26 protein-coding genes are annotated in these 25,225 nt (G+C 67.2%); 21 read left to right on the top strand and 5 right to left on the bottom strand.

The window, feature by feature from the left end; all coding sequences use genetic code 11:
• Positions 1 to 125 precede the first annotated feature (125 nt).
• Both ACP156_RS02195 and ACP156_RS02190 read right to left on the bottom strand, forming a co-directional pair.
• Complete coding sequence (locus ACP156_RS02195; protein ID WP_425049646.1) at positions 126 to 2,405, bottom strand: NADP-dependent malic enzyme; 2,280 nt, start codon at positions 2,403 to 2,405, stop codon at positions 126 to 128.
• Between the two features lie 114 nt (positions 2,406 to 2,519).
• Positions 2,520 to 2,732 carry a DUF3072 domain-containing protein gene (locus ACP156_RS02190; protein ID WP_425049645.1) on the bottom strand — a complete coding sequence of 71 codons (213 nt, stop codon included), beginning with the start codon at positions 2,730 to 2,732 and terminating at the stop codon, positions 2,520 to 2,522.
• Between the two features lie 273 nt (positions 2,733 to 3,005).
• Between ACP156_RS02190 and ACP156_RS02185 the strand changes: the two genes are divergently transcribed.
• The 9 genes from ACP156_RS02185 (at position 3,006) to ACP156_RS02145 (ending at position 11,411) form a co-directional block, all read left to right on the top strand.
• Positions 3,006 to 3,404, top strand: a complete 399-nt coding sequence (locus tag ACP156_RS02185) for a cytidine deaminase (protein WP_425049644.1) — start codon at positions 3,006 to 3,008, stop codon at positions 3,402 to 3,404.
• Between the two features lie 3 nt (positions 3,405 to 3,407).
• Positions 3,408 to 4,715 carry a thymidine phosphorylase gene (locus tag ACP156_RS02180; protein ID WP_425049643.1) on the top strand — a complete coding sequence of 436 codons (1,308 nt, stop codon included), beginning with the start codon at positions 3,408 to 3,410 and terminating at the stop codon, positions 4,713 to 4,715.
• On the top strand, positions 4,715 to 5,923 hold the full coding sequence (locus tag ACP156_RS02175; protein ID WP_425049642.1) for a phosphopentomutase: 1,209 nt from the start codon (positions 4,715 to 4,717) through the stop codon (positions 5,921 to 5,923). Before ACP156_RS02180 ends, ACP156_RS02175 begins: the two co-directional genes overlap by 1 nt.
• Complete coding sequence (locus ACP156_RS02170) at positions 5,920 to 6,912, top strand: adenosine deaminase (protein ID WP_425049641.1); 993 nt, start codon at positions 5,920 to 5,922, stop codon at positions 6,910 to 6,912. The genes ACP156_RS02175 and ACP156_RS02170 overlap by 4 nt, the downstream gene beginning before the upstream one ends.
• Positions 6,905 to 7,537 carry a uracil phosphoribosyltransferase gene (gene upp / locus ACP156_RS02165; protein WP_425049640.1) on the top strand — a complete coding sequence of 211 codons (633 nt, stop codon included), beginning with the start codon at positions 6,905 to 6,907 and terminating at the stop codon, positions 7,535 to 7,537. The genes ACP156_RS02170 and upp overlap by 8 nt, the downstream gene beginning before the upstream one ends.
• A 79-nt stretch (positions 7,538 to 7,616) precedes the next feature.
• On the top strand, positions 7,617 to 8,612 hold the full coding sequence (locus ACP156_RS02160) for an SPOR domain-containing protein (protein WP_425049639.1): 996 nt from the start codon (positions 7,617 to 7,619) through the stop codon (positions 8,610 to 8,612).
• A 185-nt stretch (positions 8,613 to 8,797) separates the two neighbouring features.
• Entirely contained in the window at positions 8,798 to 9,226 is a 429-nt protein-coding gene (locus ACP156_RS02155) for an FKBP-type peptidyl-prolyl cis-trans isomerase (RefSeq protein WP_425049638.1), read from the top strand.
• 133 nt (positions 9,227 to 9,359) lie between these two features.
• Positions 9,360 to 9,986, top strand: coding sequence for a class I SAM-dependent methyltransferase (locus ACP156_RS02150; protein ID WP_425049637.1), 627 nt, complete (start codon positions 9,360 to 9,362; stop codon positions 9,984 to 9,986).
• An 84-nt stretch (positions 9,987 to 10,070) separates the two neighbouring features.
• A complete protein-coding gene (locus tag ACP156_RS02145) occupies positions 10,071 to 11,411 on the top strand; it encodes an MATE family efflux transporter (protein ID WP_425049636.1) in 1,341 nt (446 codons plus the stop codon).
• An 18-nt stretch (positions 11,412 to 11,429) separates the two neighbouring features.
• Here ACP156_RS02145 and ACP156_RS02140 read toward each other — a convergent pair whose 3' ends face one another.
• Positions 11,430 to 13,205 carry an SLC13 family permease gene (locus ACP156_RS02140; RefSeq protein ID WP_425049635.1) on the bottom strand — a complete coding sequence of 592 codons (1,776 nt, stop codon included), beginning with the start codon at positions 13,203 to 13,205 and terminating at the stop codon, positions 11,430 to 11,432.
• 77 nt (positions 13,206 to 13,282) lie between these two features.
• Between ACP156_RS02140 and ACP156_RS02135 the strand changes: the two genes are divergently transcribed.
• Positions 13,283 to 13,738 carry a DUF2267 domain-containing protein gene (locus ACP156_RS02135; RefSeq protein WP_425049634.1) on the top strand — a complete coding sequence of 152 codons (456 nt, stop codon included), beginning with the start codon at positions 13,283 to 13,285 and terminating at the stop codon, positions 13,736 to 13,738.
• A gap of 147 nt (positions 13,739 to 13,885) precedes the next feature.
• On the opposite strand, the gene ACP156_RS02130 is transcribed toward ACP156_RS02135, so the two are convergent.
• Positions 13,886 to 14,338 carry a nucleoside deaminase gene (locus tag ACP156_RS02130; protein ID WP_425049633.1) on the bottom strand — a complete coding sequence of 151 codons (453 nt, stop codon included), beginning with the start codon at positions 14,336 to 14,338 and terminating at the stop codon, positions 13,886 to 13,888.
• A gap of 123 nt (positions 14,339 to 14,461) precedes the next feature.
• Between ACP156_RS02130 and ACP156_RS02125 the strand changes: the two genes are divergently transcribed.
• From ACP156_RS02125 to ACP156_RS02080, 10 genes are all read left to right on the top strand, one after another.
• Positions 14,462 to 15,568 carry an AI-2E family transporter gene (locus tag ACP156_RS02125; RefSeq protein ID WP_425049632.1) on the top strand — a complete coding sequence of 369 codons (1,107 nt, stop codon included), beginning with the start codon at positions 14,462 to 14,464 and terminating at the stop codon, positions 15,566 to 15,568.
• A gap of 43 nt (positions 15,569 to 15,611) precedes the next feature.
• A complete protein-coding gene (locus tag ACP156_RS02120) occupies positions 15,612 to 16,679 on the top strand; it encodes a pseudouridine synthase (protein WP_425049631.1) in 1,068 nt (355 codons plus the stop codon).
• Between the two features lie 134 nt (positions 16,680 to 16,813).
• On the top strand, positions 16,814 to 17,644 hold the full coding sequence (locus tag ACP156_RS02115; RefSeq protein ID WP_425049630.1) for a TerC family protein: 831 nt from the start codon (positions 16,814 to 16,816) through the stop codon (positions 17,642 to 17,644).
• 86 nt (positions 17,645 to 17,730) lie between these two features.
• Positions 17,731 to 17,931, top strand: coding sequence for a hypothetical protein (locus ACP156_RS02110; RefSeq protein ID WP_425049629.1), 201 nt, complete (start codon positions 17,731 to 17,733; stop codon positions 17,929 to 17,931).
• 2 nt (positions 17,932 to 17,933) lie between these two features.
• On the top strand, positions 17,934 to 18,824 hold the full coding sequence (locus ACP156_RS02105) for a 5-bromo-4-chloroindolyl phosphate hydrolysis family protein (RefSeq protein WP_425049628.1): 891 nt from the start codon (positions 17,934 to 17,936) through the stop codon (positions 18,822 to 18,824).
• A 45-nt stretch (positions 18,825 to 18,869) separates the two neighbouring features.
• Positions 18,870 to 20,063 carry a toxic anion resistance protein gene (locus tag ACP156_RS02100; RefSeq protein ID WP_425049627.1) on the top strand — a complete coding sequence of 398 codons (1,194 nt, stop codon included), beginning with the start codon at positions 18,870 to 18,872 and terminating at the stop codon, positions 20,061 to 20,063.
• Between the two features lie 9 nt (positions 20,064 to 20,072).
• Positions 20,073 to 21,014 (top strand): DUF2927 domain-containing protein, encoded by a 942-nt coding sequence (locus tag ACP156_RS02095; RefSeq protein WP_425049626.1) that lies wholly within the window; start codon positions 20,073 to 20,075, stop codon positions 21,012 to 21,014.
• Positions 21,015 to 21,066: 52 nt separating this feature from the next.
• A complete protein-coding gene (locus ACP156_RS02090; protein ID WP_425049625.1) occupies positions 21,067 to 21,489 on the top strand; it encodes a globin domain-containing protein in 423 nt (140 codons plus the stop codon).
• Positions 21,490 to 21,602: 113 nt separating this feature from the next.
• The gene (locus ACP156_RS02085) at positions 21,603 to 22,727 is read left to right on the top strand and encodes an SPFH domain-containing protein (protein ID WP_425049624.1); all 1,125 of its coding nucleotides are present in this window, start codon (positions 21,603 to 21,605) and stop codon (positions 22,725 to 22,727) included.
• 88 nt (positions 22,728 to 22,815) lie between these two features.
• Positions 22,816 to 23,295 (top strand): cytochrome b, encoded by a 480-nt coding sequence (locus ACP156_RS02080; protein ID WP_425049623.1) that lies wholly within the window; start codon positions 22,816 to 22,818, stop codon positions 23,293 to 23,295.
• 73 nt (positions 23,296 to 23,368) lie between these two features.
• Here ACP156_RS02080 and ACP156_RS02075 read toward each other — a convergent pair whose 3' ends face one another.
• Positions 23,369 to 23,926: a hypothetical protein gene (locus tag ACP156_RS02075; RefSeq protein WP_425049622.1), complete on the bottom strand. Its 558-nt coding sequence runs from the start codon at positions 23,924 to 23,926 to the stop codon at positions 23,369 to 23,371.
• Between the two features lie 139 nt (positions 23,927 to 24,065).
• On the opposite strand from ACP156_RS02075, the gene ACP156_RS02070 reads away from it, so the two are divergent.
• Positions 24,066 to 25,148: a primosomal protein N' (replication factor Y) - superfamily II helicase gene (locus ACP156_RS02070; RefSeq protein ID WP_425049621.1), complete on the top strand. Its 1,083-nt coding sequence runs from the start codon at positions 24,066 to 24,068 to the stop codon at positions 25,146 to 25,148.
• Positions 25,149 to 25,225 lie beyond the last annotated feature (77 nt).

The following is a 25,225-nucleotide window of genomic DNA, read 5'->3' as shown; positions in this document are numbered from 1 at the left end:
GTCGCAGCGGAAATTAATTTAACAAGATTAATAGTTACCGCGACGACACTATTATTTGGCAAGTTTACGACCGGAGCCGCTAAATTGCGGCTCCGGAATGTCAAATCGAAGGTTCGAGGCTCAAATCAGCCGTAATACGCCACCGGTGTCCCGGCGAGCGCCGACATGTTCAGCAGCCCGCGCGCGGTGATCGACGGCGTGACCACGTGCGCCCGGTTGCCCATCCCCATCAGGATCGGCCCAACTTCCAACCCGCCCGCCTTCATTTTCAGGACGTTCCGCACCCCCGACGCCGCGTCGGAAGAGGCGAAGATCAGCACGTTGGCCGGCCCCTCGAATCGCGAGCCCGGCAGCAGGCGGTCGCGCAGTGTCTGATCCAGCGCGCTGTCGACGTGCATCTCGCCCTCGAAAGCGAAATCGACCTGCTGTTCTTCCATGAGTTCCAGCGCCCGGCGCATCCGCAGGCCGCTTTCGCTGTCCAGACTGCCGAACTGCGAATGCGAACACAGGGCGATCTTCGGTTCGACCCCGAACCGGCGCACGTGGCGCGCGGCGCCGATGGCGGTTTCGCAGATCTCTTCGGCGGTCGGCTGCTGGTGAACCTGAGTGTCGGCGATGAACAGCGGCCCGTCCTCGAGGATCATCAGCGACAACGCACCCACGGGATGCAGCTTCTGCGTCGCAAGCACCTGCCGGATGTAGTTCAGGTGCCAGCCGAACTGGCCGAAGGTGCCGCAGATCAGGCTGTCCGCCTCGCCCCGCGCCACCATGACCGAGGCGATTGCCGTGGTGTTGGTGCGCATGATCGCACGGGCAAGGTCGGGCGTGACGCCGCGCCGGGCCATGATCTGATGATAGGTTTCCCAGTACTCGCGGTAGCGCGGATCGTTTTCCGGGTTCACCAGGTCGAAGTCGCGGCCCGGCCGGATCGCCAGACCGGCGCGCTCACACCGCGCCTCGATGACCTCGGGACGGCCAATCAGGATCGGCGTGTCGGTGGTTTCCTCGATCATCGCGCTGGCGGCGCGCAACACGCGCTCGTCCTCGCCCTCGGCAAAGACGATGGACCGCTGCGCCGTCGCCGCCGCCTGGAACACCGGGCGCATAATCAGGGCAGAGCGGAACACCGATCCGTCCAGCCGCGCCTTGTAGGCCGCGATGTCGTCCAGCGGGCGCGTCGCCACGCCCGATTCCATCGCCGCCTTCGCCACCGCCGACGCCACCACGCCGATCAGGCGCGGGTCGAAGGGTTTCGGGATCAGGTAGTCCGCGCCGAAGCTCAGTTGCTCGCCCTGATACGCCGCCGCCGCCTCGGCCGAGGTGGTGGCGCGGGCCAGTGCCGCGATGCCCTCGATACAGGCGATCTGCATCTCGTCGTTGATCTCGGTCGCGCCGACGTCCAGCGCACCCCGGAAGATGAACGGGAAGCACAGCACGTTGTTGACCTGGTTCGGATAGTCCGATCGCCCGGTCGCGATGATCGCGTCGGGCGACACCTCGCGCGCCTCTTCCGGCAGGATCTCGGGCGTCGGGTTGGCCAGCGCGAAGATGATCGGCCGCTCGGCCATCTTCGCCACCATCTCGGGTTTCAGCACGTTCGGGCCGGACAGGCCAAGGAACAGGTCGGCGCCCTCGATCACGTCGTCCAGCGTCCGCAGATCGCTGGCCTGCGCGTATTCGGCCTTTTGCGGGTTCATGTCCTCGGTCCGGCCTTCGTAGACCAGCCCGTGAATGTCGCACAGCCACACGTTCTCGCGCTTCACACCCAGCTTCAGCAGCATGTTCAGACAGGCGATCCCCGCTGCACCGCCGCCGGTCGAGACGATCTTGATGTCCTCGAACGCCTTGCCGGCCACTTGCAGCGCGTTGGTCGCCGCCGCGCCGACGACAATCGCGGTGCCGTGCTGGTCGTCGTGGAACACCGGGATGTTCATCCGCTCGCGGCACAGTTTCTCGACGATGAAGCAATCGGGCGCCTTGATGTCTTCAAGGTTGATCGCGCCGAAGGTCGGCTCCAGCGCGCAGACGATCTCTGCCAGCTTCTCGGGATCGGCCTCGTTCAGTTCGAGATCGAAACAGTCGATGTTGGCGAATTTCTTGAACAGAACCGCCTTGCCTTCCATCACCGGTTTGGACGCAAGCCCGCCGATGTTGCCAAGCCCCAGCACCGCGGTGCCGTTCGACACCACCGCGACAAGGTTTCCCTTCGCGGTGTAACGGCTGGCCGCCTGCGGGTCGGCCTTGATCTCGAGACAGGCCTCGGCCACGCCGGGGCTGTACGCCAAGGACAGATCGCGCCCGTTCGCAAGCGGCTTGGTCGCGCGGACCTCCAGCTTACCCGGCTTCGGATTCTCGTGATAATACAGCGCCGTCTGGCGGAACGCGTCCCTGTGCTGGTCTGACACCTGTCTTCTCCCCGACTTCAGAGTCGGGCGCTGATTAGCGGGAAAACGTCCGGTCTGGAATGGTCGATTGTGAAACGGGCCCGGCAGCGTCCTCCTCGCCGCCGGGCCCCTGGCCTAAAGCCTGTCGCGAAGTCTGACGATCCGGTCCTGCGCCTCGCGTCGCGTCAGGGTGGCCGCGAACGGCTCTCCCAGCCGATCGGCAAGCGTCCGCAGCTCCGCGATTTGCAGATCGGTCATGGGGTCGGTGTCAGCGCTCGGGTCGGTGCAGTCGAAGAAAACGGGTGTGGCGAAAGCGGCCACATCCGCGGGGGTCTTTCCGTCTGGCATGCAACTTCCTCCCATTGCACCCACCACTATAACGCGAGGGAAAGATTCGGACCAAATTTCCGTCGGCAGAGTTCCGCCAAATCGCAAGGCCCTGTCACGGCGCGGTTTTCCCGACTTGTCCACCAAGTCATCCCGGTTCGCGCGCTTCGGACCGACCCGAACCCCCGCTGCGGGGCCTGTCGTTGCGGCGACCGATCGTCCGCACAGCGCTTGGGGCTTGCGCTTCCAGCGGCGCCAAAGCAGGCTTGCCGGAAACGACAAAAGGTCTTGCCCATGCCCCTTCTGGATGACGCCGCCCGTGTCAGGGAAAACGCCTACGCGCCCTATTCCGACTTCAAGGTGGGCGCCGCGCTGCGCACCGCCTCGGGCAAGGTCTATGTCGGCGTCAATGTCGAGAACGCGGCCTACCCGGAAGGCACCTGCGCCGAGGCCGGCGCCATCGCGGCGATGATCGCGGACGGTGAACTGGAAATCGTCGAACTCGCGGTGATCGCCGACGCGCCCCGTCCGGTGGCCCCCTGCGGCGGATGCCGCCAGAAGATCGCCGAATTCGCCGCGCCGGAAACCGAGGTCACGATGGCCACGACGCGCGGCGAGCGGAAGACGGTGACGGTGGCCGAGCTTCTGCCGGGCGCCTTCGAAAGCGGTGACATGGAACATGGCAAGGGCTGAACAGTGGACGCACGGGCCATCCTGTCGCGGCTGAGGCGCGGCGAGCATCTGACCCCGGCCGAGATCGCGTGGTTCGCGGACGGCCTTGCCAGCGGTGCCGTCGGCGACGCTCAGGCCGGCGCCTTCGCGATGGCCATGTGCCTGACGCCCCGCACCGAAGAGGAACGCGTCGCGCTGACCATCGCGATGCGCGATTCCGGTGACGTGCTAAGCTGGGACCTGCCCGGCCCGGTGCTGGACAAGCACTCGACCGGCGGCGTGGGTGACTGCGTGTCGCTGCTGCTGGCCCCCGCCATGGCGGCGCTTGGCACGTTTGTCCCGATGGTCTCGGGGCGTGGGCTGGGCCACACGGGCGGCACGCTGGACAAGCTGGAAGCGATTCCGGGCCTGACCACCGAAATCGACGAGGACCGCTTTCGCGAGATCACCGCAGAGGCCGGATGCGCCATCGTGGCCGCCTCTGAACATACCGCCCCCGCCGACCGCCGCCTGTACGCAGTGCGCGACGTGACCTCGACCGTGGAGTCAATTGACCTGATCTGCGCCTCGATCCTATCGAAAAAGCTTGCGGCCGGGCTGGATACGCTGGTGCTGGACGTGAAAGTCGGATCGGGCGCGTTCATGAAGACGATGGAAGACGCGCTCGACCTTGCCGAGGCGCTGGTCGACACCGCGAACGGCGCGGGCTGCCCCACCAGCGCGCTGATCACCGACATGAACCAGCCCTGCGTGCCCGCCGTCGGCAACGCGCTGGAGGTCATGGAGGTCATGGAGGCGCTGACCTGCGGCGACACCGGCGGCATCCTGTGCGACCTGACAGGCGATCTTGGCGGCGAGATGCTGCGACTGGCCGGCATGGCCGATACCCGCGCCGAAGGCTCCGAGATGGTGTTGCAGGCCGTCGCCAGCGGCGCCGCCGCGGAACGGTTCGGCCGCATGGTGCGCGCGATGGGCGGCCCCGGCGATTTCGTCGACCGCTGGCGCGACCGGCTGGGCTCGGCCCGCGTGATACAGGCGGTTCCTGCGCCCGAAGCCGGTTATCTGTCGGCCATCGACGGCGAGGCGCTTGGCAACGCGGTGGTCCGGCTGGGCGGCGGACGGATGCGGTCGGGCGACCGGATCGACCCCTCGGTCGGCCTGTCGGACATCGCGCTTCTGGGCGATCCGGTGGACGCGGGCGCGCCGCTTGCGATCATCCACGCCGACAGCGACGACGCGGCAGAGCATGCCGCCGAAGTCCTGTCGCGCGCCTTCACCGTGTCGTCCGAGGTCCCCGACCTGCCGCCCGCCGTTTACAGGAGTGTCGGCTGATGCCCCGTGAAAGACCCCGCGCGTTTCTGGTCGTCCTCGATTCCGTTGGCTGCGGCGGCGCGCCCGATGCCGCCGACTTCGGCGACGAAGGCGCGAACACGCTGGGGCACATCGCCGCCGAATGCGCCGCGGGCAACGCCGAGGAGGGCCGCAGCGGGCCGCTGAGCTTGCCGAATCTAGACGCGCTTGGGCTGGGGGCTGCGATCCGGCTGGCGTCGGGCGCCAAGACGCCGGGCCTCGACGCCACGCCGCAGGGCCTGTGGGGCGCGGCCACCGAGATTTCGCCGGGCAAGGACACGCCCTCGGGCCACTGGGAACTGTCCGGCGTGCCGGTGCCGTGGGACTGGACCTATTTCCCTCAGACCGAGCCGTGCTTTCCTGACGACCTTGTCGCCAAAGTCTGCGCCGCCGCCGGCACCGATGGCATCCTTGGCAACTGCCACGCGTCGGGCACCACCATCGTCTCGGAACTCGGGGCCGAGCACATCCGCACCGGCTGGCCGATCTGCTACACCTCTGCCGACAGCGTGTTCCAGATCGCCGCGCACGAGGAACACTTCGGCCTCGACCGGTTGCTGGCTCTTTGCAAGACGCTCGCGCCCACGCTGCACGCGATGAAGGTCGGCCGCGTCATTGCGCGCCCCTTCGTGGGGTCCGAGGCCGAAGGCTTCACCCGCACCACCAACCGCAAGGACTATGCCATCGCCCCGCCCAGCCCGACGCTGTGCGACTGGGCGCAGGCCGCCGGGCGGCGGGTGCAGGCGGTCGGCAAGATCGGGGACATCTTCTCGATGCGCGGAATCGATGAGGTGCGGAAGGGCGCGGATGATGTCCTTTTCGAACATTTGACCGCCTTCGCGGACGAAGCACCCGACGGTTCCTTTACCTTTGCGAACTTTGTCGAGTTCGACAGCCTTTATGGTCACCGCCGCGACGTGTCCGGCTATGCCCGTGCGCTGGAATGGTTCGACGCCGCCCTGCCCCGGCTCCTCGACCGCCTGCGCCCCGGCGATCTGGCGATCTTCACCGCCGACCACGGCAACGATCCCACGTGGCGCGGCACCGATCACACGCGCGAACGTGTGCCGGTCGTCGGATACGGCGTCGGCCTCAGGGAAATCGGCAATGTCGGCTTCGCCGATGTCGCCGCATCCATCGCCGCCCATCTGGAAATACCGGCGCACCCGCCGGGGAGGTCCTTCCTGTGACTGTTACGGATCTGCCGAAAGTCGAACTGCATCTGCACCTTGAAGGTGGCGCGCCTCCGCAGTTCATCGCGGGACTGGCGAAAGAGAAGAAGTTGGACATATCCGGCATTTTCAAGCCAGACGGCAGCTATGATTACCGGGATTTCTGGCACTTTCTCGAGGTCTACGAAGCCGCCACCTCGACCCTGCAAAGCCCGGACGACTACAAAAGGCTGACGCTGGCGGTGCTGGAAGAAAGCGCGAAGAACGGCGTGATCTATACCGAGTCCTTCATCAGCCCGGATTTCTGCGGCGGGCGCGATGTCGGCGCGTGGCGCGAATACCTTGCAGCCATCCGGGAAGCGGCGGAAGAGGCCGAGCGCACGATGGGCATCACCATGCGCGGCGTCGTCACCTGCATCCGCCATTTCGGACCGGAGAAGGCGAAAGAGACCGCCCTTTGCGCCGCCGAGACGGCGGGCGACTGGCTGACCGGTTTCGGCATGGCGGGCGACGAGAAAAAGGGCAAACCCGCGGATTTCGCCTATGCCTTCGACATGGCGCGCGAGGCCGGGCTGGGCATCACCGTTCACGCCGGCGAATGGGGCGGCGCGGCCAGCGTGCGCGACGCACTGGACGCGCTGCGGCCGTCGCGGATCGGCCATGGCGTCCACGCGATCGAGGACCTCGCATTGGTCGACCGGCTGGCCGAGGACGAGGTGGTGCTGGAAGTCTGCCCCGGCTCGAACGTGTTCCTTGGCGTTTACCCCTCGCTGGCCAAGCATCCCATCGCCGAACTCCGCAAACGCGGGGTGAAGGTCACCGTCTCGACCGACGATCCGCCCTTCTTCCACACCACGATGAAGTCCGAATACGACCGCCTGTCGGAGACCTTCGAGTGGGAAGTAGACGATTTCCGCGACCTCGCGCGGATTGCGGCGAACGCCGCTTTCTGCGACGAGGCGACCCGAACGCGCGTGCTGAAGAAACTGGAGCCTGCCGATGTATGACCACCTGACCGTCGTGAAACACCCGCTGGTGCAGCACAAGCTTTCGATCATGCGCAAGAAGGACACCTCGACCGCGTCCTTCCGCCGTCTGCTGCGCGAGATCAGCCACCTTCTTGCCTACGAGGTCACGCGCGAGATGCCGATGACCACCGAGACCATCGAAACGCCCCTGTGCGAGATGGAAGCGCCGGTGATCGAGGGCAAGAAACTGGCGCTGGTGTCGATCCTGCGGGCGGGCAACGGGCTGCTGGACGGCGTGCTGGAACTGATCCCCGCCGCCCGCGTGGGCTTTGTCGGTCTTTATCGCGACGAAGAGACGCTTCAGCCCGTGCAGTATTACTTCAAGGTGCCCGACAACCTTGGCGAGCGGTTGACCATCGCGGTCGACCCGATGCTGGCGACCGGCAACAGCTCTGCCGCCGCGATCGACCTGCTGAAGGAAGCCGGGGCAAAAGACATCCGCTTCATGTGTCTGCTTGCCGCCCCCGAGGGCGTCGCTCACATGAAAGAGGCACACCCCGACGTGCCGATCATAACCGCCGCGCTCGACGACCACCTGAACGAGAAAGGCTATATCGTTCCGGGCCTCGGCGACGCGGGCGACCGGATGTTCGGCACCAAGTAAAACGGCTTGCCGCTTTACCTACTTTACCCACAGGCAGAATCCGTCCATGGTGGAAAAACATCATGTGTGGGGGCACATTATGAAACGATTTAAGACAATTACCGCCACCGCCCTGTGTTTTGTCGCCGGTCTCGGAACGGCGCAGGCACAGTCCGTGGACGACATTTCCGGCCCTGCCGAGATTCCGCCGACCGATTACACGGGGAAGGAGTACGTCGACAGCAACGGCTGTATCTTCGTGCGTGCCGGTCTGGACGGCGCGGTGACATGGGTGCCGCGCGTCAGCAGCGACCGCCAGCTTCTGTGCGGCTACACGCCGTCGCTTGCCAGCGCACCGGTTCCGACGCCTGCTCCGCTTGCGCCGCCTGCGCCGGAACCCGCACCGCGCGTCGTGACGGCACCGCCGCCCGCCGCCACCGCACCGGCGCCGACGCACATCGTCCGCACGACGCCGCCGCCGCGCACCGTCACGGTCACCGCTCCGCCGCCCGCGACCCGCGTGGTCTGCACCTCGGGCTGCGGCCCTGGCCCCTACGTGCTGGCCGACGGCACCCGCGTCATCCACGTGCCGAAACCGCCCGCGATCACGCCGCCGCCCGGCTATCGCATGGCGTTCGAGCCCGAAGACGGCCGGTTCAATCCGTACCGAGGCCACGTCACCCCCGAGGGCTTCGTGCAGATGCGGCTGGTCTGGACCGCCGGCGTCCCGCGCAAGCTGGTGACGCCCGAGACCGAGCGCTACAAGGTGATCAACGGCCGCCCGACGCCGGACCGCGAGTACATCCTGACGCACGAAACGGCGCACGGACCCGCCTACACCGTCTCGACCAAGAACACGCCGCCCACGGGGCACCGGTTCGTCGAGGTCGGCGTGTTCTCGACCCCCGACAAGGCGCGCGCCGCCGCCGCCGGGCTGTCGCCGCTTGGCCTGCCGATGAACCTGTCGACGACCAAGCGCGGTGGCACCTCGTACACCGTGCTTCTGGCCGGTCCCTTCGCCAGCACCAGCGGCCTGTCGAACGGGCTGAACATGGTGCGCGGCGCCGGGTACACCGGGGCAACGACCCGCCAGTAACGATCAACGCATCCGCGTTGCGGACCCGGCCCTCGTGGCCGGGTTTTGCGTATCGGGACAAGGGCTTGCCCCACCGCGGGACGGCGGGGTTTACATTCGGCGGCTCGGATGGGACGATTCCGGGATGAACCACGAGCACCCGCAGGATGCGGCCTCGGCAATTCCCCCCCTATTCAGGAGCCCTTATGACCCAGGTGAAAACCGGCGATACCGTTCGTCTCCATTACACAGGAACCCTCGACGACGGCACGCAGTTCGACAGTTCGGCGGGACGCGACCCGCTTGAGTTCACCGTCGGGTCCGGCCAGATCATCCCCGGCCTGGACCGCGAGATGCCCGGCATGGAAGTCGGCGAGAAGAAGACCGTGAAGATCGCCCCCGAGGATGCCTACGGCGCCCATGACCCGGCCCGCGTGCAGGCCGTCCCGCGCGAGCAGATCCCGGATCACATCCCGACCGAGCCCGGCACCCAGCTGCAGATGCAGACCCCGCAGGGCCAGGCGATCCCGGTCACCGTGACCGAAGCCACCGACAGCGAGATCACGCTGGACGCCAATCACCCGCTGGCTGGCAAGACGCTGACCTTCGACGTGGAACTCGTCTCGGTCAACTGACCCGACCGGCGGCTGCGGACGGACGGCTGCGGACGGGCGGCTGCGGACGGACGGCGCGGATTGTCGCGGAAAATTCGCCGCACCGGCGTCGAGCCCCATGGCAAAACATGCAGGCGGGGCTATCTCTGCCTGCATGACAGACGATTTCGCCCCCGCCAGTTTCTGGGACGACCGCTATGACCGGTCGGATTACCTGTTCGGCACCCGACCCGCCGGCTTCGTCGAACAGCAAGCGCACCACATCCCCGACAACGCCCGCGTGCTGGCCGTCGCCGATGGCGAAGGCCGCAACTCGGTCTGGCTGGCTAAGCGCGGGATGGACGTGACCGCGATGGACAACTCGCAGGTCGGGCTCGGCAAGGCCCGCGCGCTGGCCGCGCAGGAAGGGGTCCGCGTCGAGTTCCAGTACGCCGACATCCTGTCCTACGCCTGGGCTGCCGAAAGCTACGATGCGGTGCTGGGCGTCTATTTCCAGTTCCTGTCCCCGGACGATCGCCCCGCCGTGTTCCACGGCTTCGACGCGGCGGTCAGACCCGGCGGCCTGCTGATGATACATGGCTTCGCGCCACGGCAGGTCGACTATGGCACCGGCGGCCCCGGCAAGGTCGAGAACATGTACACGCTGGACCTGCTGCACGACGCCTTCCCCGGCTACGAGGTGCTGCACGAGGCCGATTACGACGCCCATGTCGACAGCGGCGAGGGCCACAACGGCACCGCCGCGCTGATCGACTTCGTCGCGCGCAAGCCCGCCGCCTGACACCGCCCGCCGGGGCTTGCCCCGTCGCACGTGCTGGCCTAGAGGCGGCGGGTGAGTATCTGGCGCACATATCGACCCCACGTGATGGGCCTTCTGGGCCTTGGACTGCCGCTGATCGGCAGCCACCTTGCGCAGGTGGCGATCGGCGTGACCGACGCGCTGATGCTGGGCTGGTACGATGTCGAGGCGCTGGCCGCCGCGACGCTGGCGCATTCCATCTGGTTCGTGATCTTCATCCTCGGCTCGGGCTTTGCCTTCGCGGTGATGCCCATGGCCGCGCAGGCCATAGGGTCGGGTGACGACCGGCAAGTGCGCCGGGTGACGCGGATGGGGATGTGGATCTCGATCCTCTACGGGCTGGCGGTGATGCCCGCGCTGATCTGGTCGCGGCCGCTGCTGGAACTGATGGGCCAGACGCCGGACGTGGCGGCGCTGGCGCAGACCTACCTGGCCATCACCTCTTTCGCGATGGTGCCCGCCCTGCTGGTCATGGTGCTGAAAAGCTACCTGTCGGCGCTGGAACGCACGCAGGTGGTGCTTTGGATCACGCTGGCGGGGGCCGCGCTGAACATCGCGCTGAACTACGTGCTGATCTTCGGCAAGCTGGGCCTGCCCGAGATGGGTATCGCCGGCGCCGCCACCGCCTCGCTGTCGGTGCATGCCCTGACCTTCCTCGCCTTCGCGGTCTACGCGGCGCAGGTCACGCACGAGCACACGCTGTTCGCCCGCTTCTGGCGCCCGGACTGGGAGGCCTTCTGGCAGGTGTTCCGCCTTGGCTGGCCCATCGGCATGACCAACCTCGCCGAGACCGGCCTGTTCGCCGCGACCGCCGTGATGATGGGCTGGCTTGGACCGGTGCCGCTGGCGGCGCATGGCGTGGCGATCCAGCTCGCGTCGCTGACCTTCGTGGTGCATCTCGGCCTCAGCCAGGCTGCGACGGTGCGCGCCGGGGCGGCGCTGGGGCGCGGCGACATGGAGTTCCTGCGGCTGGGCGCGCGCGCCGTCACCGGCCTGTCGATCCTGTTCGCCATCGTCACGATGGTGGTCTATCTCAGCGTGCCCGAGGTTCTGATCGGCCTGTTCGTCGATCCCGCCGACCCGCGCCGGCCCGAGATCCTTGCCATCGGCGTCGTTCTGCTGTCGGTGGCCGCCTTGTTCAACACGGTGGACGGGTTGCAGGTGGTGGCGCTGGGACTGCTGCGGGGCCTTCAGGACACGCGGACCCCGATGATCCTTGCCGCCATCTCGTATTGGGTTTTCGGCTTCCCCGCCGGCTTTGTCTTCGGCTTCGTGCTGGACTTCGGGGCGGCGGGCGTCTGGGTCGGGCTGGTCTGCGGCCTTGCCGTCGCGGCCTTCACCCTGCTCTGGCGCTTCTGGGCCGAATTCGCCCGCCGCGCCCGCACCGCCACCGCCACTGCCAACTAACGAGGCGGTGACGGCCCGCTACAGCGGCCAGAACACCAGGATCGCCGGAACCGAGACCGCCACAACAAGGATCTCCAGCGGCAGCCCCATCCGCCAGTAGTCACCGAACCGGTAGCCCCCCGGCCCAAGGATCAGCGTGTTGTTCTTGTGGCCGATCGGCGTGAGGAAGGCGCAGGACGCCGCGACCGCGACGGCCATCAGGAACGGGTCCGGGTTCACGTCCAGAGACTGCGCCATGCGAATGCCCACCGGCGCCGCGACGATGGCGGTCGCGGTGTTGTTCAGGACGTCCGACAAGGTCATTGTCACCACCATCAGCACCGTCAGGATCGCCCAGGCCGGCAGCCCCTCGGTCAATCCCACCAGCGCGCCCGCGATCAGCTCGGTCCCGCCCGAGGTCTCCAGCGCCGAGCCCAGCGGGATCATCGAGCCAAGCAGCACCACCACCGGCCACTCGATATGGGTGTAGACCTCCGAGATCGGCACGATGCGCGTCAGCACATAGCCCACGACGACCAGCCCCAGCGCCACCGGAAGGTAGATCAGCCCGAAAGACGCCGCCGCCACCGCCGCCCCGAACATGCCGATGGCAAGCCATGTCTTGCTGTCCTGCGTCACCGACAGGCCGCGTTCGGCCAACGGCAGGCAGCCCAGCCATTCCACGACCTCGGCCTCCTCGCCCTCGGGGACCAGCAACAGCAGGATGTCGCCCGCCCGGATCCGTTCGCGCCGGACCTGCCCCTCGACCGTGCCGCCCTTGCGCGAGATGCCCAGCAGGATCGAGCGCCGCCGCCAGTTCAGCCCGACGGCCCGCGCGCTGCTACCGGCGATGCGGGCGTCCTGCGGCACCACCACCTCGATCTTCGACACGCCCTCGCTTTCGTCGAACAGGTATTTCTCGCGCTTGGGCTCGGCGAACCGCAGCGACAGCGCCGCGCGAAATTCGTCCAGCGCCTGCGGCGTCGCCTGCAGCACCAGCGCGTCCAGCGGCTCGATCACCATGTCCCGCCGCTTGCCCTGCAGACGCTCGCCGCCGCGCACCAGCCCAAGGATCACGACATCGGCCTTCTCGGCCTCGTCCGCCAGCTGGTCCAGCCGCTGACCCACCTGCTTCGCATCCGCGGGCACCGTCAGTTCGGCCACGTAGGCCGCATCGTCCATCGCGCTGTCCGAGGTGCTGGCCGCCGCCTGCGGGATCAGCCGCCAGCCCACCAGCGCGACGAACGCCAGGCCCACCAGCGCGGTGATGCCGCCCACGGGGGCGAAGTCGAACATCCGGAAGCTCTCGCCCAGCGACTCGGCGCGGATCGAAGCGATGATGATGTTGGGCGGCGTGCCGATCAGCGTCGCCATGCCGCCAAGAATGGTGGCGAAGGACAGCGGCATCAGCGTCAGCCCCGGCGCCCGGCCCGCCTTGCGCGCGGTCTGGATGTCCACCGGCATCAGCAGCGCCAGCGCCGCCACGTTGTTCATGAACGCCGACAGCACGCCGCCCACGCCGCCCATGATCGCGATATGCGCGCCCAGCGCCCGGCTGCTGTCGACCAGCGTCCGGGTGATCAGGTAGACCGCGCCCGACCGCACCAGCCCGGCCGAAACCACCAGCACCAGCGCCACGATCAGCGTCGCCGGATGCCCGAACCCCGAGAACGCGGCCTCGGTCGGCACCACGCCCAGCACCACACCCAGCATCAGCGCCCCGAAGGCCACGAGGTCATAGCGAAACCGCCCCCAAAGCAGCAGCCCGAAGACGGCAAAGAACAGGGCGAAAAGGATGATCTGGTCCTGGGTCATGGCGCGACCCTATGCCGGTTTGCCGGCAAGCTGAACCATCCGTTGCACGCCCCCCGTCCGGGTGGCAGGCTTCCCCCATGCCGATGCCCCACGCCTACCGAACCGCCAGCAAGGACTGGCAGGCCTTTCTCGCCGATGCGAAGGACCGGATGGGGCTGACCTCGGACAACATGACCTACACGGCGGTGGACGGCGTGTTGCAGACGTTCCGGCGCAGGCTGAGCGTCGAACAGGCGCTGGCGTTCGCCGACATCCTGCCGGCGGTGCTGCGGGCGTTGTTTGTGTACCGCTGGCGGCCCGGCCCCTGCGAACCGTGGGCCGACCGCGCCAGCCTCGCGGCCGAGGCGCAGGCCGTCCGCAAGGACCACAACCTCACGCCCGACAGCTGTATCGAGGACACCGCCTGGGCGCTGCGCCGCGCGGTGCGGCAGATCGATCTCGACCGGGTGCTGGCCGGCATCGGCCCCGAGGCGCAGGCATTCTGGGCGGTCGACGTGCAAGATCCTCACGAACTGGAACGGCGCTTCCCCTGACGGGCCCCTTTCCACCAGGGCATAACCTGCCCCTTCTTTGGTCCTCAAATATCCCGGGGGTGAATGCGTGCGCAGCACGCAGAGGGGGCAGCGCCCCCAAAACCAAAGGGCGTGCGGCAACGCGCGCGCCGCCGACGCTTTTCGGAATCACCGCTTCGCGGCGAAGAAGTCCTTCAGCAACGCCTCGCATTCCGCGGCGGCGATGCCGTCGATCACTTCCGGCGCGTGGTGCATCTGCGGGTGCGCATAGACGCGGGGGCCATGTGCGACGCCGCCGGATTTCGGGTCCGACGCGCCGTAGCACAGCCGCGCGATCCGGGCGAAGCCGATGGCGGCGGCGCACATCGGGCATGGCTCCAGCGTCACGTACAGAACGTGGCCCGGCAGGCGCTCGGACCCTGCTGCGGCGCAGGCGGCGCGCAGCGCGAGGATCTCGGCGTGGGCGGTGGGGTCTGACAGTTCGCGGGTGCGGTTGCCGGCGCGGGCGACGATATGCCCGGCGGGGTCGGTGATCACCGCGCCCACCGGCACCTCGCCGCGCAGGGCGGCGGCGCGCGCCTCGGCCAGCGCGGCGTCCATCTGGCTTGCGAACCGGGTCATGCGGTCTCTTCGCCCAATCCCGCCCGCTTTGCCAGCGGCAATCGCGCGGCCGTGCCGTCTTGACCCCCGCCCCGCTCCCAGAAAGGATTGGCCCGACCGCCGCCGCAGAAAGCCGAGATGTCCATGAAGCCGACCCCGTTCGTCAATCTCGTCCTGTCGATGGTGCTTGCGGTCACCGTGACGACGATCCTGTATCTCGGGCGCGGCATCATCCTGCCCGTCGTCGCCGCCACGATCCTCGTCTACCTGATGAGCGCCGCCACCGCCGCGTTGGCCCGCCTGCCCGGTCTGAAGCTGCTGCCGGGCGGGGTGCTCAGCTTTCTCGTCGTGCTGGTCTTTTCGCTGGCCGTGGCGCTGTTCGCCGCGGTGGTCGCCGCCACCGTGCGCAGCATCATCGACGTGATCCCGGTCTACGAGGCCAATCTCGACCGGTTCATCGTCAACCTCGCCGACCGCCTGAACCTTGACGCCAATGACATGTGGGAAAGCCTGCGCGCGGCCACCATCGACCGGATCGACATCGAAGCGGTGACCATCGCGCTTCTGGGCAATTTCACCAGCCTCGGCGGCATGATCTTCCTGATCCTGATCTACGCCGCCTTCCTGACCGGCGAGCGGATCGGCTTTCCCGCCAAGGTGGCGCGCGCGCTGCCGCAGGCCGGCGACGCCCAGCGGGTGATGACCGTGGTGCAGGAGGTCAACGCGCAGATCACGACCTATCTAAGCGTCAAGACGCTGATCAACATCATCCTCGCCACCATCTGCTTTGCGATCCTGTGGTTTCTCGACGTCGATTTCGCCCTGTTCTGGGCCATCGTGATCGGGATGCTGAACTACATCCCCTACTTCGGCTCGTACCTCGGCGTCGCCTTCCCGGCGATCCTGTCGCTGGCGCAGTTCGGCTCGCTTTGGTGGACGATCCTCGTCACCGTGCTTCTGACCGGCGCGCAGTTCATCGTCGGCAATATCGTCGAGCCGCGCATGATCGGACGGCAGTTGAACCTCAGCCCCTTCGTCGTGCTGATCGCCTTGGCCTTCTGGGGGGCGTTGTGGGGCATTCCGGGCGCGATCCTCGCCATTCCGATGACCTCGATCCTGATCATCGTGCTGAACCAGTTCAGCTCTACCCGGTTTCTCGCGGTTCTGGCGGCGGAGCGGATCGACCCGGACCCTGCCGTGGCGGCGGCGCACGCGCCCACCGCCGCACCGCACGAGCCCCCCGCGACCTGAGCCCGCTCTTCCCTTGTCATTCGCGGCGCGCTAAGGCGGGCGCATGACCGAGACCCCTCCTCCCGGCGACCGGATCGCCAAGGTGCTCGCCCGCGCCGGCGTCGCCAGCCGCCGCGAGGCCGAGCGGATGATCGAAGCCGGCCGTGTCGCGGTGAACGGCAAGGTCATCGACTCGCCCGCGCTGAACGTCACCGCGAAGGACCGCGTCACCGTCGACGGCGCACCGCTGGCCCCGCCCGAGCCGCCGCGCCTGTGGCTGTACAACAAGCCCGTCGGGCTGGTGACCACCGCGAAGGACGAACAGGGCCGCGAGACGGTGTTCGACGCGCTGCCGGGGGACATGCCGCGCGTCATGAGCGTGGGGCGGCTCGACCTGAACTCCGAGGGGCTTTTGCTGCTGACCAACGACGGCGGCATCAAGCGTAAGCTGGAACTGCCCTCGACCGGGTGGCTGCGGCGCTACCGCGTGCGGGTGAACGGCAAGCCGGACGACGCGATGCTGGAGCCGCTGCGCAAGGGCATCGAGATCGAGGGCGAGCGGTTTCAGGCGATGGAGGTCGTGCTTGACCGCCAGCAGGGCGCGAATGCGTGGCTGACGGTCGGCCTGCGCGAAGGCAAGAACCGCGAGATCCGCCGCGCGATGGAGGCCGTGGGCCTGACCGTCAACCGGCTGATCCGGGTCAGCTATGGCCCGTTCCAGCTTGGCAACCTCGGCACGGGCGAGGTGAGCGAGATCAAGGGCCGGATCCTGCGCGACCAGCTTGGGCTGGAGCCCGAAGAGGTGCAGGGCACCCGCCGGCCCCAGAAGGGCAAGCCGCGCCCGGATCGCCCCGAACGCCCCGAGCGCGGGACGCGGGGCGGAAAGCCGGTGGGCGGAAAGCCGGGGGCCGGAAAATCCGCGCCGGGCAAACCCGGCTCCGGCAAACCGGGCCGTTCGCGTTCGGCCGCGTCCGAACCGGGCGAGTGGCAGGCCGGGAAACCGGGCGGCCGGGGTGCCGGCAAGCCCGGCGACAAGGCGCGAGGCAAGCCAGGCGCCAAGCCCCGGCCCACGGGCAAGCGCCCCTCGGACGACAGGCGCGGCCCCGGTCGCGGCCCCAAACCGCGCGGCTAGTCCACGCGCCGCACATCCCGTCTGCAAAGCCCCCCGGTCCTTCATGACGCACGGGGTTTCCGGGCCCCGCCCTTGCTTGGCGGTCTTCCTGCTGTATCTCTTCTCACAGGAATTTTACCGAACAGGACGGATACATGGCCGATCTTCTTACGCTCCAGAACCTCGGCAACCTGCTGATGCTTTGCTTTCTTCAGGCGGTTCTTGGGTTCGACAACCTGCTTTACATCTCGATCCAGTCGCAGCGCGCGCCGGTGGCGCAGCAGAAGGCGGTGCGGTTCTGGGGCATCATCATCGCCGTGGCGCTGCGCGTGATCCTGCTGTTCGCGATGGTCCACCTGATCGACCTGCTGGCAGAGCCGTTCTTCGTGATGAACTGGGAAGGCGTACTTGAAGGCGGTGTCAACTTCGCGACCTGCGTGTTCATCTTCGGCGGGATCTTCATCATGTACACGGCGGTGAAGGAAATCGCCCACATGCTGTCGGTGACCCATCTCGAAACGGATGTCGAAGGTGGCGCGGGCATGTCGGCGGCGAAAGTCGTGGCGCTGATCGTCATGATGAACCTGATCTTCTCGTTCGATTCCATCCTCTCGGCGCTGGCCATCACCGACGTGTTCCCGATCCTTGCCATCGCGATCGTCCTGTCCGGCGTGGCGATGCTGGTGCTGGCCGACGGCGTCACGACCTTCCTGTCGAAAAACCGCATGTTCGAGGTGCTGGGCCTGTTCATCCTGCTGATCGTCGGCGTCGTTCTGCTGGGCGAAGCGGGTCAGGCCGCCGCACATGCCGCCCATGACGAGTCGCTGGCGCTGCACGTGTTCGGCTACGAGATCATCCCGATGTCCAAGACCACCTTCTATTTCTCGGTCATCGTGCTGTTCGCGGTCGAGGCGATTCAGGCGCGCTATTCGCGCAAACTGGCGGCCGAACGGCAGGCCACGACGCGCCAGATGGCAGGTCACTGAAGAACATTCGATTTCGGACACATTGCTCGCTGGTCCGGGCCCGGCAAATGGCCTAGGCTGCGGGTGACTAGAAGGAGGGTTCGCCCTTGGCACGGCTGGTACTTGCCGTTCTGTTCGTCGGCATTCTGGTTCTTGCCGGCCTCGTCGTGGTTCGCACCGTGCGCGGCAGCTTTGCCGCCATGGACCAAGGAAGGGGACTGGATATGGCCGAGAACGGGATGCTTCCGAAGATCGCCTACGTTCTTCTGATCGCTCTCATCCTCTACGTCGTTCTCTGGGGGAGCTGACGATGGCGCAACGCTATGGCGGGCGGTTCAGCCCGGACGGCAGCAGTCAGCCGGGTCCGCAGGACGCACCGCAGGCGCGCGGCTGGGCGGGGCGGCGTCCCCGGTCCGGCGGACGCGCGAACCTGCTGTTCATCGCTCCCCTGCCCCTTGTCTTCACCGCGTTCTTCAAGGAACCCGTGGGATTGGCGCTGGACCTTGTGGCGTTCGGCATCCTCATGGCCGCCGCCTTCCTCACCCGCGAGGGGCTGAAGGCCGAGGCCGCCTATGACGCCCGCAAGATCGCCCGCCGCCCTGCCGTGCCGCGCAAGATCTTCGGGTCCGTCCTGACCAGTTTGGGCCTTGCGCTGGCCGGATGGACCAGCGGCGCAGAGCTGCTGAACCCGCTGATTTTCGGGGTGCTGGGCGTGGTCCTGCACTTCCTGTCCTTCGGCCCCGACCCGTTGACCGACAAGGGTGCCGAGGGGATCGACCAGTTCCAGTCCGACCGCGTTGCGCGGGCGGTGGACGAAGCGGAAAAACACCTTGCCGCCATGTCCGACGCCATCCTGCGCGCCGGCGACCGCAGTCTTGAACGGCGGGTCGAGAAGTTTCAGGCCACCGTGAAGACCATGTTCCGCACCATCGAGGACGATCCGCGCGACCTGACCGGCGCCCGCAAGTATCTCAGCGTCTACCTGCTGGGCGCGAAGGACGCGACGGTGAAGTTCGCCGACCTCTATTCCCGCACCCGGGACCAGGGCGCGCGGGCGGACTACGAATCCCTGCTCGACGATCTAGAGGCGAATTTCAGCGCACAGACCGAGAAGCTGCTCGGCGACAATCGCACTGACCTCGATATCGAGATAGAAGTTTTGCGTGACAGGCTTGCCCGTGAAGGGGTCCGGCCGGAGTAGGGTATTGAATTGGCATATTTCGGGGACAATTAGGGGGTTAGCACCATGACCGAGGCCGTACGTCAGAAAGCCGCTGAAACGTTGAAAGAAGTCGAGGAAGTCACCGCCGTTCTGCTGCCCGAGCCGAAGACCGAGCTCGTGCCGCTGAAGAAGGCCGACGCGCCCACCGCCGAAGCCATCCGCAAGCGGATGGAAGAGATCGATATGTCGGACGCGAACTCGATCATCTCGTTCGGGTCCGCGGCTCAGGCCGAATTGCAGGAAATCAGTCAGTCGATGCTGGCCGACGTCCGCAACAAGGACGTGGGGCCCGCCGGCGACTCGCTGCGCGACATCGTCACCACGATCCGCGGCTTCGCGGTCTCTGAACTCGACGTGCGCCGCAAGCGGTCGTGGTGGGAGAAGCTGACCGGCAAGATGGCCCCGATGGCCAAGTTCGTCGCCCGCTACGAGACCGTGCAGGGCCAGATCGACAAGATCACCGACAACCTGCTGGGTCACGAGCACAAGCTGCTGAAAGACATCAAGTCGCTCGACGTGCTGTACGAGAAGACGCTGGCCTTCTACGACGAACTGGCGCTGTACATCGCCGCCGGCGAAGAGAAGCTGGAAGAGCTTGACGCGGTGACCATCCCCGCCAAGGAAAAAGAGGTCGAGGCCGCCCCCGAGGACCAAGGCGTGATGAAGGCGCAGGAATTGCGCGACATCCGTTCGGCCCGCGACGATCTGGAACGCCGTGTGCATGACCTCAAGCTGACGCGGCAGGTGACGATGCAGTCGCTGCCGTCGATCCGGCTGGTGCAGGAGAACGACAAGTCGCTGGTGACGAAGATCAACTCGACCCTCGTCAACACGGTGCCCCTGTGGGAGACGCAGCTGGCGCAGGCGGTGACGATCCAGCGCAGCGCCGAGGCGGCCAAGGCCGTGCGCGAGGCGAACGACCTGACCAACGAACTGCTGACCTCGAACGCCGAGAACCTGCGCGAGGCGAACCGCACCGTGCGCGAAGAGATGGAACGCGGCGTGTTCGACATCGAGGCGGTGAAGAAGGCCAATGCCGACCTGATCGCCACGATTCAGGAAAGCCTGCAGATCGCCGACGAGGGCAAGGCCAAGCGCGCCGCCGCCGAGGAAGAGTTGCAGAAGATGGAAAAGGAACTGCGCGAGACGCTGGCCTCGGCCAAGGCGCGCGGCGACCGGACCGGCGACACCGCCGGTACCGCGGTTCCCGGGGTCTGACGGGGGATCGTGACGGGGCGTATTCGCATATCGGCGGTCGCGGGGCTGCTTCTGGCCCTCGCGGCCTGCGACGAACCGGTGCGCTTTTCGCCCCCGCCCGCGGCCCGTCCCGACGTGCCCGAGACGGAAACACCGTCGGAACCCTCCGCCGCCAGCCGCGAACTGGCCGCCTACTATGCGCGGGTCGAGAACGATCTGCGCGCGCAGGGCCTTCTGCGGATGGACGGCGGCGGGCCTGATACGCCCTACAGCACCCGGCAACTGGTCGAGAACTTCGTGCGCATCGCCCTGTACGAGGAATTCGCCTCGATCGGCGGGCGCCTTGTGGCGCAGCAGACCGAAAGCCGCCTGCACCGCTGGAACCAGCCGATCCGGATGAAGGTCCATTTCGGCGACACCGTCCCGGAAGAGCAGCGCAAGAACGACCGCGACGAGATCGCGCTTTACACCGCGCGCCTGTCGCGGGTGACCGGGCTTCCGGTGCTGCTGACCGACCGCAATCCGAATTATCACGTGTTCATCGTGAACGAGGACGAGCGGCGCGTCATCGGCCCGGAACTGCGCAAGATCATCCCCGACATCAGTCAAAGCGCGATCACCACGGTCGAGACGATGCGGCGCACCACGTTCTGCCTTGTCTTCGCCCGCGACCCACGCGACGACGGCGCCTATACGCAGGCGGTGGCGGTGATCCGGGGCGAGCATCCCGACCTGCTGCGCCGGTCCTGCATCCACGAGGAACTGGCGCAGGGCCTTGGCCTGTCGAATGACAGCCCGATGGCGCGCCCGTCGATCTTCAACGACGACGAGGAATTCGCGCTGCTGACGAAGCACGACGAACTTCTGCTGCGGATGCTGTACGACCCGCGCATGCGCAACGGCATGTCCGAGCGCGAGGCCCGGCCCATCGCCGAAGTCATCGCGGCGGAACTTCTGGGCGGCGACTCCTAAGCCTTCGTTAGGTTTTCCGGGCGATACTGAAGCCCGCCCAGCGAAGACGCCCATGCTAGATCCGAACGACATCAAACGCATCCGCACCGGGTTTGCCCGGCTGAAATGCGCGCCCGACGAACTGACGCGGGATTTCTACGGCCGGCTGTTCCGGGCCGCGCCCGCCGTGCGCCCGCTCTTTCCTGACGACATCCGAAAGCAGGCAGGCAAGCTTCAGAAGATGCTGGTGCTGGTGGTCCAGACGCTTGACGATCTCGACACGCTGATCCCGGAAATCCGGGCCCTCGGGGCGCGCCATGTCGGCTACGGCGCTGCCGACACGCATTATCCCGTCGTGGGCGAGGTTCTGATCGAAACGCTGGCCGCCCACATTCCCGGCTGGACCGACGCCGACCGGCGCGCCTGGACGGCGCTGTACGGTCTGGCCACCGCCGCCGCCCTTGAAGGCGCAGAACAGGCGCGCGGCACGGGCTGACGCGGGCCGCCTTCCCTGCCGAACATCCCCCGGCGCATCGGCCACACCGCAACACGCTTCCCGCACCCGGTCCCATTTGCTACACCGCTGGCAACAGGGCCTTGGAGGTTTGCATGGGCATCTTCGATTTTCTCAGCGGCGAATTCATCGACGTTATTCACTGGGTGGACGACACCCGCGACACGATGGTCTGGCGGTTCGAACGCCATGGGCATGAAATCAAGTACGGCGCGAAGCTGACGGTGCGCGAGGGTCAGGCGGCGGTGTTCGTCCACGAGGGCCAGTTGGCCGACGTGTTCACCCCCGGTCTCTACATGCTCGAGACCAACAACATGCCTATCATGACGACGCTGCAGCACTGGGACCACGGCTTCAAATCGCCGTTCAAGTCCGAGATCTACTTCGTCAACACGACCCGCTTCACCGATCTGAAGTGGGGCACCAAGAACCCGATCATGCTGCGCGACCCGGAATTCGGGCCGACCCGCATCCGCGCCTTCGGCACCTATGCCGTCCGCGTCACCGACCCCGCCAAGTTCATGACCGAGATCGTCGGCACCGATGGCGAGTTCACGATGGACGAAATCGGCTTCCAGGTCCGCAACATCATCGTGCAGGAATTCTCGCGCACCATCGCGGGCTCGGGCATCCCGGTGCTGGACATGGCGGCGAACACCGCCGACCTCGGCAAGATGATCGCGGCGGAAATCTCTCCGATCATCTCGGAATACGGTCTGACGATCCCCGAGTTCTATATCGAGAACATCTCGCTGCCGCCGGCGGTCGAAGAGGTGCTGGACAAGCGGACCTCGATGGGACTGGTGGGCGATCTGGGCAAGTTCACCCAGTTCTCGGCAGCCGAGGCGATGACCCACGCCGCGCAGAACCCGGCAGGCGGCGGCATGGCCGCGGGCATGGGCGCCGGCATGGGGCTGGCGATGGCGCAGAACATGGGACCGTGGGGCGCCCGCCCCGCCGGTCAGGCCCAGCCCGCGCCGCAGGCCGCCCCGGCCCCGCCGCCGCCCCCGGCCGAGAAGGTCTGGCACATCGCCGTGAACGGCGAGACGACCGGCCCGTTCTCGAAGGCCTCGCTGGGCCGCATGGCCGCCGCTGGCGAACTGACGCGGGAAAGCTATGTCTGGACCGCGGGACAGGACGGCTGGATGAAGGCCGAGGACGTGCGCGAACTGGCTCAGCTGTTCACCATCCTGCCGCCGCCGCCCCCGCCGGGCATCTGACCCGGCCCGCGACGGAAACCGCCGCGCCCCTCGTACCAAGGAAAAGGCCGCCCCTTCGGGCGGCCCCGTCTTGGAAAGGGGGCCCTTCATGGCCGCACATATCGCAACAGGCTATTCGCGCCTGCAAATCGCCCTGCACTGGCTTGTCGCCGCATTAATCGTCGGCGCCTATTTCACCGACGGCGGCATGGGCCGCGTGCTGCACGAGCGGCTGAACTCGGGCGCCGCCGCCATGCCGCTGCACGTCTGGCTGGGCAGCGCCGCGTTGATCCTCATCGCGCTGCGCGTCGCGGTCCGCGCGATCCGGGGCGCGCCGAAGGCTCATGGCCCCGCATGGATGGCCCTTGCCGCCGCGTGGGGCCACCGGCTGCTGTATGTCCTGATGATCGCCGCCCCCGCCGCCGGCGCCGCCGCCTGGTATCTTGGCGTCACGGCGGCGGCGGACGTGCACGGGCTGATCGCCAATGCGCTGATGCTGGTGGCGCTGGCCCATGCGGTGATCGCCATCGCCCACCAGGTGCTGCTGCGGGACGGAACGCTGCTGCGGATGGCGCGCGCGCGGAGCTGACGGCCCGCAGGAACTTTCCGCCTCCGGCGGGGATATTTGAAGACCAAAGAAGCGGGCGGCGCCGCTCGGCCGGTCACTGGGTCGGAGGCAGCGCGCTGAGGATCATGGTGCCGTGGCAGGCGTCACCCGGAAAGACGAAACCGTCGTTGCGGACCGCGGGAAAGGGCCGCGTCGGGTTGACCTGGCTGTCGACCAGCAAGGTGCCGCCAAGACACAGGTCCTGCGCCGCGTTGCCGATGTTGAAGCCGAATCCGTCCTCGCCGCAATCGGTGCCGATGCCGTTCATGTTCCACGCCTGCGGCATCGGCGCGCCGGGGCCGAACACGACGAACTTTTCCAGCACCGGGTCGAATGTCATCGTCCACGTCGTCGTCTCGGTCAGCATGCCCAGCGCCCAGCGCCCGATCGGCGTGTCGTCCTGATAGCCTTCGACCACGAAACACTCGACCTCGTCCTCGGTCACCAGCTGTTCGGCCATCAGGCTGGCGTCGAAGGACACCCCGCCGCGCATCGAGAAGCCGCCGCCACCGACCCATTCGAAGCTGTAGGTCACGCTTTGCGCCCCGGCGGAGGGCGCGAGTCCCAGCGCCAGCAGGCCCGCGGCGCAGGCGGTGCGGAACAGGTCGGTCATCGGATCATCCGTCGGTTTCGGTCGCTCCGAACCATAGGCCGCGCATCCCGCCGTGCAACCCGCCGCCCATGGGAAATCCCGGTTCCCACCCCGCGACTTGCAGGCTAGGGTCGCGCCGCGGCCCAGCGCGGAGATTTCAATGACCGAAGAGCACCGTTTCCCCTGCGACCAGTGTGGCGCCGATTTGCGCTTTGACCCGGTGGCAGGCAATTTGAAGTGCGACCATTGCGGCAACGAGCAGCCGCTGGAAGATCACTACACCGGCCCCGCGATCCGCGAACTGGATTTCCGCGCGGCGCTGGACGAGAAACTGCCCGAGGCTGAAATCGAGGAAACCCGCGTTCTGCAGTGCCCGAACTGCGGCGCTCAGGTGGAATTCGACGACACCGTGCACGCCAAGGAATGCCCGTTCTGCGCCACCCCCGTGGTCACCGGGACCGGCACGCACCGTCACATCAAGCCGCGCGGCCTGTTGCCTTTCGCGCTGGAGGAACGCGCCGCGCGCACCGCGATGACCGACTGGCTGGGCCGTCTGTGGTTCGCGCCGAACGGCTTGCAGGAATACGCGCGGAAGGGACGCAAGATGCAGGGCATTTACGTGCCCTACTGGACCTTCGACGCCGACACCAAGTCCTCGTATCGCGGCGAGCGCGGCACGGTCTATTACGTCACCCGCACCGTCACCCGGAACGGCAAGACCCAGCAGGTGCGCGAGGCGCGCGTGCGCTGGTCGCCGAAGTCGGGCCGCGTCGCGCGGTTCTTCGACGACGTGCTGGTGCTGGCCTCGAAGTCGCTGCCGAAGAAATACACCGACGGGCTGGAGCCGTGGGACCTGACCGCGCTGGTGCCCTACAGCCCCGAATACCTTGCCGGGTTCCGGGCCGAGGGCTATCAGGTCGAACTGGACGAGGGCTTCCACGAGGCGCGGGTCCGGATGGACCGCCAGATCGAGCGCGACGTGCGCTTCGACATCGGTGGCGACCGCCAACGCATCCACGGGATCGACACCGACATCCGCGACATCACCTTCAAGCACGTCCTGCTGCCGGTCTGGCTTGCCGCCTACAAGTATCGGGGCAAGACCTATCGCTTCGTGGTCAACGGGCGCACCGGGCGGGTGCAGGGCGAACGGCCATGGTCGGCGGTGAAAATCGCCATCGCGGTGGTCCTTGGCCTGATCGTGGCGGGCGTGCTGGGCTACTTCGTGGCGCAGAACCAGTAACGAGCCGCCGCGCTGGCACCCGCCGCCGCTTTGCGATAGGAGCGCTGGGAATCCTGCGCCCGAGGCCCTTCGGACGC

It is taken from the genome of Psychromarinibacter sp. S121, from assembly GCF_049801035.1.
In the GTDB taxonomy this organism is placed as follows: domain Bacteria; phylum Pseudomonadota; class Alphaproteobacteria; order Rhodobacterales; family Rhodobacteraceae; genus Psychromarinibacter.
Note: the sequence above shows the minus strand (reverse complement) of the source record. Positions and strands in the feature narration are given on the sequence as shown.